This window comes from Trichococcus alkaliphilus (assembly GCF_003008695.1).
GTDB classification, from domain to species: Bacteria; Bacillota; Bacilli; order Lactobacillales; family Aerococcaceae; genus Trichococcus; species Trichococcus alkaliphilus.
Genome location: NZ_PXZT01000011.1, coordinates 104,702 through 113,949 on the forward strand (window position 1 = coordinate 104,702; position 9,248 = coordinate 113,949).

Annotated in this window: 10 protein-coding genes; 9 read left to right on the forward strand and 1 reads right to left on the reverse strand. The window is 44.6% G+C overall.

Going from position 1 to position 9,248, the window contains the following annotated elements; genetic code table 11:
- Window positions 1-4: 4 nt before the first annotated feature.
- Window positions 5-289, forward strand: coding sequence for a DUF503 domain-containing protein (locus C7R73_RS09950; RefSeq protein WP_239992618.1), 285 nt, complete (start codon window positions 5-7; stop codon window positions 287-289).
- Window positions 290-350: 61 nt separating this feature from the next.
- Here C7R73_RS09950 and C7R73_RS09955 read toward each other — a convergent pair whose 3' ends face one another.
- Window positions 351-1,112 (reverse strand): GNAT family N-acetyltransferase, encoded by a 762-nt coding sequence (locus C7R73_RS09955; protein ID WP_106450367.1) that lies wholly within the window; start codon window positions 1,110-1,112, stop codon window positions 351-353.
- A gap of 195 nt (window positions 1,113-1,307) precedes the next feature.
- Between C7R73_RS09955 and C7R73_RS09960 the strand changes: the two genes are divergently transcribed.
- From C7R73_RS09960 to C7R73_RS09995, 8 genes are all read left to right on the forward strand, one after another.
- Window positions 1,308-2,345, forward strand: a complete 1,038-nt coding sequence (locus tag C7R73_RS09960) for a DUF7309 domain-containing protein (protein ID WP_106450368.1) — start codon at window positions 1,308-1,310, stop codon at window positions 2,343-2,345.
- A 175-nt stretch (window positions 2,346-2,520) separates the two neighbouring features.
- Entirely contained in the window at window positions 2,521-3,276 is a 756-nt protein-coding gene (locus C7R73_RS09965; RefSeq protein ID WP_106450369.1) for a MurR/RpiR family transcriptional regulator, read from the forward strand.
- A gap of 256 nt (window positions 3,277-3,532) precedes the next feature.
- A complete protein-coding gene (locus C7R73_RS09970) occupies window positions 3,533-4,933 on the forward strand; it encodes a glycoside hydrolase family 1 protein (protein WP_106450370.1) in 1,401 nt (466 codons plus the stop codon).
- A gap of 195 nt (window positions 4,934-5,128) precedes the next feature.
- Window positions 5,129-6,439, forward strand: coding sequence for a PTS sugar transporter subunit IIC (locus C7R73_RS09975; protein ID WP_106450371.1), 1,311 nt, complete (start codon window positions 5,129-5,131; stop codon window positions 6,437-6,439).
- A 66-nt stretch (window positions 6,440-6,505) separates the two neighbouring features.
- Window positions 6,506-6,826 carry a PTS sugar transporter subunit IIB gene (locus C7R73_RS09980; RefSeq protein ID WP_106450372.1) on the forward strand — a complete coding sequence of 107 codons (321 nt, stop codon included), beginning with the start codon at window positions 6,506-6,508 and terminating at the stop codon, window positions 6,824-6,826.
- Between the two features lie 25 nt (window positions 6,827-6,851).
- Window positions 6,852-7,169: a PTS lactose/cellobiose transporter subunit IIA gene (locus C7R73_RS09985; RefSeq protein WP_106450373.1), complete on the forward strand. Its 318-nt coding sequence runs from the start codon at window positions 6,852-6,854 to the stop codon at window positions 7,167-7,169.
- Between the two features lie 105 nt (window positions 7,170-7,274).
- Window positions 7,275-8,711, forward strand: coding sequence for a glycoside hydrolase family 1 protein (locus C7R73_RS09990; protein ID WP_106450374.1), 1,437 nt, complete (start codon window positions 7,275-7,277; stop codon window positions 8,709-8,711).
- Window positions 8,712-8,850: 139 nt separating this feature from the next.
- Window positions 8,851-9,171, forward strand: coding sequence for a PTS sugar transporter subunit IIB (locus C7R73_RS09995; protein WP_086986658.1), 321 nt, complete (start codon window positions 8,851-8,853; stop codon window positions 9,169-9,171).
- Window positions 9,172-9,248 lie beyond the last annotated feature (77 nt).

The window sequence follows — 9,248 nt, forward strand, 5'->3', positions numbered from 1 at the left end:
GGCGATGACGATGAACGTGTTGGCTGTGGAACTGTCTATGCGGCTTTTTGATTCCAATTCTCTGAAGGACAAGCGCAGCGTTGTGAAAAGTATCCTTGCCAAGATGCATCAACGTTACAATGTCAGCATTGCGGAAGTATCGGCACAGGATATGTTGAACCAAGCAGTCATCGGATTGGCGGTTGTCAACAGTTCGCGGGTCCTGTGCCAACAAATCGTGGATAAAATCATTGAGGAAATCGAATCGAATTATCCTGTGGAAATCTACCAAATCAACAAAATCGAATGAAAAAACAACGCACTTCCAGCCATCCGGCAATTTGCCGGATGGCTGGAAGTGCGTTGATCTATTATTTGAAGACTTTAAGAAGCTCGTAGCGGAAAGAAACGTATGTGTAATTTTGGCGATTGTACATCTCGCGCGCCGTATCCGCTGCATCAGCCACCAAAAGGACGGTCTTCCCGTCGGCATGCTCCATGACGAATTGTTGCAGCGCCGTTCCGATCCCTTTGCACCGGGAATCTATGCCGACGTAGAAATTGTCGATTTCAATGCTGTCCTCTTTCAGATAAAGATCGATGGAACCGACTGCTTCATCGGAGCACATGGCCACGATGGGACGGAAGGCCGGATTTTCGAATTTAGCTTGGGTGTAGGGTTGCTTCTGTTTCGCGAATTCCTCGCTGACTGCCTTGTCTGCCCGTGCGGACAAAGACAGATAGGCATTGCGGTTATCGGCGTTCTCCCATTCCACCCTAACGTCGGAAGGCGTTTCATCAATCCGCGTCGGCACAAAGGTTCCGGGAGGGGCCACATACAGCTCCAATACATCCAGGCTGAAGTCGTTCGATCCCAGATAGGAAATGATCGGCTGCGGAATTTCGCAATCTTCGGGCCAAATAAACTTTATGAAATCCTGGCCATATTTTTGGTGCTCTGATTTCAAATAGGCTTCCGTCTCCACGAATTCAGCGAAGGTGGGGACGCGGTGGAAAATAACATAATTTTCGATGTGCATAAAAAAAGCTTCTTCATTGCGATGGTGCGTGTACAGAGAGGTTTCTTTGGCGATGGACTTGCTGTGTTCGATATCCTTGAAAGAAAAGGTCATTTTTGGACTCCTTAAAAAGAAAAATTGATGCACGCTCCAAGATATGATAGCATAGGAAAGGAATTTGTTACAATAAGCCGAAACAGGATAAGCGGCGGAATCGCTGGAAACACATGCCAAAAGCAGCGGCGTGTGCTCCTCGTTTGACCATTATCAAGGGTTGCGCTTATGTTTTTTAGTAGATAGGAGATATAAATGAGAGATTATCAAAAATTGTACGAGAACATAAAGGCTTTTCATAAATTGAAGCCTTGGGACAAAATGAAAGACACGGACGTCGTCGGAATCAAATATTCCGATCGCAAGGAACCGGTATTCTTTGCTCTGGATGGGCTGGATGAGGACAGCATCGGACTGAGTGTGTTCCGGGATGTTTCGGAATACATCCTCTATTTGGATCTGCTGGAGTCGGAGTTCACGGACGCAGACGGCATCGGGGAATACACCGAAAAGCTGAAAAACATCAGACTGGAATTTGTCGACCGAAGCAAACTGGAAGAAATCGACTATAACCGCATCCGCACAACGGATGTCAAATTCCGCGGCAAAAAAGCGTGGCCGGAACTGCTGGATTTTACGCCAGGCTTTGTTCCTTGGTCGGCGACCGAAGAGGACATCACTCTTTTCGAACGGGTGCTGGAGAGCTTTTTGGAAATGTTCCCCATCTACAGCAAACTGGATTTTGACAAGTCTTTTGCTGCGGATGATGTTCCGACGCGTTACTATTACCAAGCCGGTACAAAGGACAGCGTTTGGAAATTGAAAGAAGAACATATCCTTGCGTTCCTGACTGGCGGCGAATTGACGAAAGGTCCATACGATCTGATGCTTTCCCAGTTCGAAATCCGTCGTCTGATGATGGAAAAGAAAAACTTCCTAAGAAACACCTTCGAAGTAGACTTGTTCTATTTACCGCAACCAATCACCTTCAAAGAAGGGGAACGGCCGCGTTTTGTGAAGATGATGGCCATCGCGGATAAAAAATCAGGGGAAGTGCTGCTGGCGACTGTGCTGACTTCCGATAAATCACGCGATATCCAATTCGAACTGTACAAATACCTGTTTGAAGCGAAAGTCTTCCCTGCAAAAATCGAAATGCGCGGCGACAGCGTGTTGGAAACCTACGAAATGTTGGTTCCTTTGTTGGATGAGTTGGACATCGCACACAGTGAAAAGAGTAAATTACGCAAAATCGAGGCATTCCGCGAAAGCATTTCAGAGGATATCTTCTAAGAAGCAGCCTGTTTTCTGAAATGAACATCACAAAAAAACAAAACAATTTTGAGTTCCGTAAAATTGTTTTGTTTTTTGTTTTTTTCAAAATAAATGGTAAAATGGTTAAGAAGAAAAGACAACGAACTAATGCACGCCTCAGAGCTTATTTTGTTCCGGATAAAGGGGTTTTTACGTGTTCAATCAAGAGAATGTGAAGTTACTGACGAATACAGAGTTAAAGGTATACGAGTACATCGTGCAGCATACCCAAAAAGTCATCCGTATGAGCGTTCGCGAGATAGCTTCCGAGACCCATGTATCGCCGGCAACGGTTACGCGGACCATCAGCAAGCTGGGTTTCGAAAACATCTGGGAGTGCAAGTTGCATCTGAAGGAAATGGACAACCGCAAACACAATAAGAAGGTGTTTGAAACTTCCGAAATCGTCGAAGAGTTTTTCAGCCGTTCCATGCAATCGGAATACGAAGAAAAAATACAATCCGCAGTCGAACTGATAGCCAATTCAGAAGTCGCGCTCTTTTTTGGGATCGGCACATCAGGCCTGATTGCCGCTTATGCAGCCCGACAGTTTTCAAATTTGGGCCAAAGCACCTTCCATATCCAGGATGCTTACTACCCATTCCATCTGATCAGCAGGCAATATACGAATACGGTGGCGATTGTTTGTTCCGTGTCAGGGGAAACGGATATCATCTTAAGGAAGGTGGGAGATCTGAAAAGTCTGGGGAGCAAAATCATCAGCATCACGAATTCCTCCACCAATTCATTGGCCAGACAGTCGGATATAAACTTTGCCTATCACCTGACGCCTGAGTATGTCGACGATGAGGTAAACGTGACTTCTCAATTGCCGGTCGTATTTTTGATTGAAACACTTGCGAGACGCAATTATAACTACATGCAACAAATGCTTAACAATAAGCTTTAGCAGCTGGTTAAGCTGAAACAAATCGTTTCTTTTCTGAAACATCATTCCAAAAGCTGATTATTGTTCCTTTAATACATGAAACTGTTTACATTTCGTTCACAAACTCTATAATAAGCTTATATTGAAAAACAGAAAGCGCATTCGCAATCTGGAAACGACTCTTTTTGAAAAGAAGAGAGTTCGCTTTTGAAAACTATGTAACCGCTTAAAGATAGTCGGCTTCCTGAGTGGGAATCGATGAGGAAGGAATGAGAGTATGTATCATAAGAAATTGAAACCGTTTAAAGAAGATTTTTTATGGGGGTCCGCAACCAGCGCATATCAAGTTGAAGGCGCTTGGAACGAAGACGGTAAAGGACCATCTGTTCAGGACGCGAAGGAAATCGTTCCCGATACTTCCGATTTCAAAGTAGCTACTGATCATTACCACCACATGCAGGAAGATATCGCATTGTTGGCTGAGATGGGATTCAAAACCTATCGCTTCTCGATTTCATGGTCACGGGTCATTCCTGATGGTGATGGAGAAGTCAATCCGAAAGGTCTACAGTTCTACAGCGATTTGATTGATGAATGTCTGAAATACGGGATTGAACCGTTAGTGACAGTCTACCACTTTGACTTGCCGCAAGGACTTGCTGAAAAAGGTGGCTGGGAAAATCGTGCCACAATCGATGCTTTTGTCCGCTACTGCGATGTCCTCTTCGATAACTTAGGAGACCGCGTCAAATTATGGCTGACGATCAATGAACAGAACATGATGATTCTTCATGGCGCTGCAGTCGGTACAGGTGAAAGCACTTTGAAATCCTTGTACCAACAAAACCACCACATGCTTGTTGCGCAAGCGATGGTGATGAACAACTGCCACGAAAAATTACCGCATGTGAAAATCGGACCGGCACCGAACATTTCGGCCGTCTATCCAAAATCGAACAACCCAGCGGATGTCCAAGCAGCCGATCTGTATACCGCAATCCGTAACTGGCTTTATCTTGATATCGCCGTGTATGGTGTATACAATCACCAAGTGTGGGCTTACCTGGAAGAAAATGAAGCCCTGCCTGATATGGAACTGGGTGATTTGGAGATACTGAAATCCGCGGAATGTGATTTCATCGCCTTCAACTACTACAACAGCTCGACTGTTCAAGCCTATCCGGCCGGAACGGAACGCGCAACAGGTAAAAAAGATCAGCAATTATCAGATAGCCAAGAAGGATTCTTCGCAGGATCCGACAATGAGCATCTTCCTTATACTGAATTCGGTTGGCAGATTGACCCTACTGGATTCCGCACGACGATTAACCAAATTTACTCTCGTTATCGTAAACCCCTGATCGTTACTGAAAACGGTTTAGGCGGTATTGATAAGCTGGAAGATGGGAAGGTCCATGATCACTATCGGATCGACTATCTCCGCAACCATATTGAACAGATGAACCTGGCAGTTACGGATGGAGCAGATGTGTTCGGTTATTGCACATGGAGTGCGATCGACCTAATCAGCACCCACCAAGGGTTCCGCAAGCGTTATGGCTTTGTTTACGTCAACCGGGAAGACTTCGATCTCAAAGATCTGAAGAGATACCGGAAAGATAGTTTCTATTGGTATAAAGGAGTGATCGCGTCAAACGGGGAAAAACTGGAAGGTTAGAGGTAGAAAGCAATAAAAGTTTTTCGCACCATCCGTTGTTGATAAAGAACAGCGGCAAGTGAATGCTGAAGACGAAGGCCCATTGTTCTGAGACTGACTGGCAGAATCCGGACAAGCAATCATATCAATTTATTTTACTGTTTTTGAAGACGGTACGCTGTCTTCACATGTGTTCTAACAGAGGAGGATTTTATTATGGATAAATTCTTAGATACATTACAAGAAAAATTAGGACCAATTGCTTATAAATTAAACGAAAACCGTTACCTTTCAGCAATCAAGAGCGGGTTCTTCGGAGCAATGTCCCTACTGATCATCGGATCGATTTTCCTATTATTCGCTAACTTACCGATTCCTGGTTACGCAGATATGATGGCAGGCGTCTTCGGCGCTAACTGGACAGAATTCTTCATGGTACCTTACAACATGACAATGAACATCATGACATTATTCGTTATGATCGGGATTTCCCAAGACTTGTCAAAACACTATGGCTTGGATGATCTGGCAGGAATCATCTACGGTATCGTTGGATTCCTTATCTTGACTCCAACATTATTGAGTGCTGAAAATGCATCAGGGATCCCAATGGGTAACTTGAGTGCAAGCGGTTTGTTCCTAGGTATGATGAGTGCTGTTTTCGCAGTCGAAATCATCCGTTGGGTATTGGCTCGCGGCTGGAAATTAAGCATGCCTGATTCCGTACCATCAAACGTTGCAAAATCATTTGACGCTTTGATCCCTGGATTATTCGTTATCTTGATCTTCAACATCTTGCGTATGGTATTCGCTTTGACACCTTACGAAACAGCTCAATCATTCATCTTTGAAATCATCCAAGCGCCACTGACTAGCTTAGGTGCAACATTGCCTGCAACTGTCTTGGTACTGATTTTGGAAACACTTTTGTTCTCATTCGGTCTTCACGGTCCAAACATCTTGGGTGCTGTAATGCAACCAATCTGGTTGACACTGACTGCAGAAAATGCGGATGCTTACGCTGCAGGTTTGGAATTGCCGAACATCGTCAACTACCAATTCTATGCAAACTTCATTAAAATCGGTGGTGCCGGTTCAACATTAGGTTTAGCATTATTGTGCTTATTCGCAGCTAGATCTACTCAATTCAAAACACTCGGAAAATTAGCGATCGGACCTGGATTGTTCAACATCAATGAGCCATTGATCTTCGGTATGCCAATCGTATTGAACCCAATCTTGATGATTCCATTCATCTTGACTCCAGTAATCTTGGCTATCCTTACTTACTTCGTGATGAGCATCGGTCTGGTTCCTCTTACAAACGGGGTAAACATTCCGTGGACAACTCCTCCAGTATTCTCTGGTTTCTTGATCAGCGGATGGAGAGGTGCTGTATGGCAAATCGTCGAAACAGTCATCAGTGGAGTAATCTTCTACCCATTCTTCAAAATCGAAGACAACAAAGCATACAATGTTGAAATCGGTGAACTTGAGGCTGATGCTTCAGGAAACGTAGTAGCATAATCAAATAGCCTCAAAATGAGCCCCTTTTATAGGGGCTCAAATATATATAAGGGTGGAGAAAATATTATGGCAGACAAAACAATCATGTTAGTATGTGCAGCTGGAATGAGCACCAGCTTACTTGTATCAAAAATGCAAAAGGCGGCGGCAGCGCAAGGATTGGACGCTGATATTTTCGCAGTATCCGCTTCAGAAGCAGACGCACACTTGGCTAAGAAAAAAATCGATGTTCTGATGTTGGGACCTCAAGTCAAATACATGAAGAAACAATTCGAAGATAAAGTAGCCGGCACTGATACAAAAATGGATGTCATCAACATGCAGGACTACGGCATGATGAACGGCGAAAAAGTATTGAAAACAGCTCTTACTTTAATGGGCGAATAATAAAAACACTGAAGGAGTAACTCTAATGGCAGAACCAAAAAACCTGGATGTCATCATGCAATTGATCATGCATGGAGGCGATGCAAAAGGAAATGCGATTGAAGCGATCGAAGCGGCAAAAGCAGGAGACTTTGCATTAGCAAGCGAAAAAATCGGCGAATCGGAAAAAGCATTGGTGGAAGCCCACCATGCGCAAACCGGTCTGTTGACACAAGAAGCATCAGGCGATGCAGTGGAATTGTCCTTATTGATGGTCCACGGACAAGATCACTTGATGACGTCCATCGCATTCAAAGACTTGGCGAAAGAAATCGTCGAAATCTATGAGAAAATCGCAAAATAGTCACTGATCACCAAACATAGATGGACCATAAATCGCTCATATGATTTATGGTCCATTTTGTGTTTTGAGAAGCAGAAATAAACTAAAGAGAAAGCGGGTCATGATATGCAACACAAAAAACTGAAGGATTTTCCGGAAGACTTCTTATGGGGCTCTGCCTCGGCCGCCTATCAAGTCGAAGGGGCTTGGGATGAAGATGGGAAAGGCGTATCTGTCTGGGATACCTTTGTCAGAATTCCCGGCAAGACTTTTAAAGGCACGAACGGGGATGTAGCGGTGGATCACTACCACCGGTTCAAAGAGGATGTCGCGCTTATGGCTGAACAAGGGCTGAAGGCTTATCGTTTCTCGATTGCGTGGAGCCGCATCTTCCCGAACAACATGCAGGAAGTGAACGAAAAAGGCTTGCAATTTTATGACGATCTGATCGATGAGTTGCTGGCGAACCATATCGAACCGGTTGTCACATTGTATCATTGGGATATCCCGCAATATCTGCAGGACGATTATTTGGGATGGGAATCCCGCCAGATAATCGAAGACTTTACCACTTACGCAGAGGCTGTGTTCCGTAGATACGGCGACCGGGTCAACCATTGGGTAACCTTGAACGAACAAAATGTCTTCATTTCCCATGGCTACTTGATGGCGACACACCCGCCGGCAGTGAAAGATCCAAAACGGATGTACCAAGCCAACCACCATGCGAACGTTGCGAATGCGGCAGCCATTAAAAAATTCCGTTCGCTTGGATTGCAAGGGAAAATCGGTCCGAGTTTCGCTTATTCGCCAGGCTATCCGATTGATGCCCGGCCCGAGAATGTTTTGGCGGCGGAGAATTTCGATGAACTGAATGCTTATTTTTGGATGGATGTCTATGCCAAAGGGCAGTACCCTTCGGTCATCTGGAATTGGTTGGAAGAGAACGATCTGTTGCCTGAAACGTGGCCGGAAGATTTTGAGGTGTTGAAAGCCGGTAAACCGGATTTCATGGGCGTGAATTATTATCAGACATCAACTGTTGCCGCGAATCCATTGGATGGCGTCGGCATCGGGACGCCGAATTATTCCGGCGAAAAGGGAAGTACGGAAAGAGGAGGGACTCCAGGCGTCTTCAGAGAAGTGCTGAATCCATTCGTCGAAAAAACCAATTGGGATTGGGATATCGATCCGGTGGGCCTTCGGATTGCTTTGCGTCGGATAAACAGCCGATACGGATTGCCGATATTGATAACCGAAAACGGATTGGGTGAGTACGACAAGCTTGAAGACGGAGCAATCCATGACCAGTACCGGATCGACTATTTGAACGACCATGCCAAAGCGGTCCAGGAAGCCATCACGGATGGGGTCACAGTGCTTGGCTATTGCACTTGGAGCTATACCGATCTTTTGAGTTGGTTGAATGGCTATCAAAAGCGCTATGGATTTGTATATGTGGACCGCGATGAAGACAGTCCAAAAGAATTGAAACGCTACAAAAAGGCCAGTTATTACTGGTACAAACAGGTCATAGAACAAAACGGGAAGAACCTTAAGTAGGGTCTTTCCTTCGCGGAAGTATAAAGAAAGCGATTTTCTGAAAACGTTTGTAAATTCATGTAAGTGTTTTCGACAAACGCTGTCATCTGTGTTATAATAATTGCATATCAAATTAATTTTATGGATGGAGAGAATGAATATGGCAGATAAAACAATCATGTTAGTATGTGCAGCTGGAATGAGCACCAGCTTACTAGTATCAAAAATGCAAAAAGCGGCGGTAGCGCAAGGATTGGACGCTGATATTTTCGCAGTATCCGCTTCAGAAGCAGACGCACACTTGGCTAAGAAAAAAATCGACGTTCTGATGCTAGGACCTCAAGTCAAATACATGAAGAAACAATTCGAAGATAAAGTAGCCGGCACTGATACAAAAATGGATGTCATCAATATGCAGGATTACGGCATGATGAACGGCGAAAAAGTATTGAAAACAGCTCTAACTTTGATGGGCGAATAATATAAGTAGACTAAGGAGTTTATAACATGGCAGAACCAAAAAACCTGGATGTCATCATGCAATTGATCATGCATGGA

Excerpts from the sequence above, each read along its gene's own strand:
- C7R73_RS09950 (WP_239992618.1), top strand. The coding sequence starts at position 5 with ATGACGATGAACGTGTTGGCTGTGGAACTGTCTATGCGGCTTTTTGAT.
- C7R73_RS09955 (WP_106450367.1), bottom strand. The coding sequence starts at position 1,112 with ATGACCTTTTCTTTCAAGGATATCGAACACAGCAAGTCCATCGCCAAA.
- C7R73_RS09960 (WP_106450368.1), top strand. The coding sequence starts at position 1,308 with ATGAGAGATTATCAAAAATTGTACGAGAACATAAAGGCTTTTCATAAA.
- C7R73_RS09970 (WP_106450370.1), top strand. The coding sequence starts at position 3,533 with ATGTATCATAAGAAATTGAAACCGTTTAAAGAAGATTTTTTATGGGGG.
- C7R73_RS09975 (WP_106450371.1), top strand. The coding sequence starts at position 5,129 with ATGGATAAATTCTTAGATACATTACAAGAAAAATTAGGACCAATTGCT.
- C7R73_RS09980 (WP_106450372.1), top strand. The coding sequence starts at position 6,506 with ATGGCAGACAAAACAATCATGTTAGTATGTGCAGCTGGAATGAGCACC.
- C7R73_RS09985 (WP_106450373.1), top strand. The coding sequence starts at position 6,852 with ATGGCAGAACCAAAAAACCTGGATGTCATCATGCAATTGATCATGCAT.
- C7R73_RS09990 (WP_106450374.1), top strand. The coding sequence starts at position 7,275 with ATGCAACACAAAAAACTGAAGGATTTTCCGGAAGACTTCTTATGGGGC.
- C7R73_RS09995 (WP_086986658.1), top strand. The coding sequence starts at position 8,851 with ATGGCAGATAAAACAATCATGTTAGTATGTGCAGCTGGAATGAGCACC.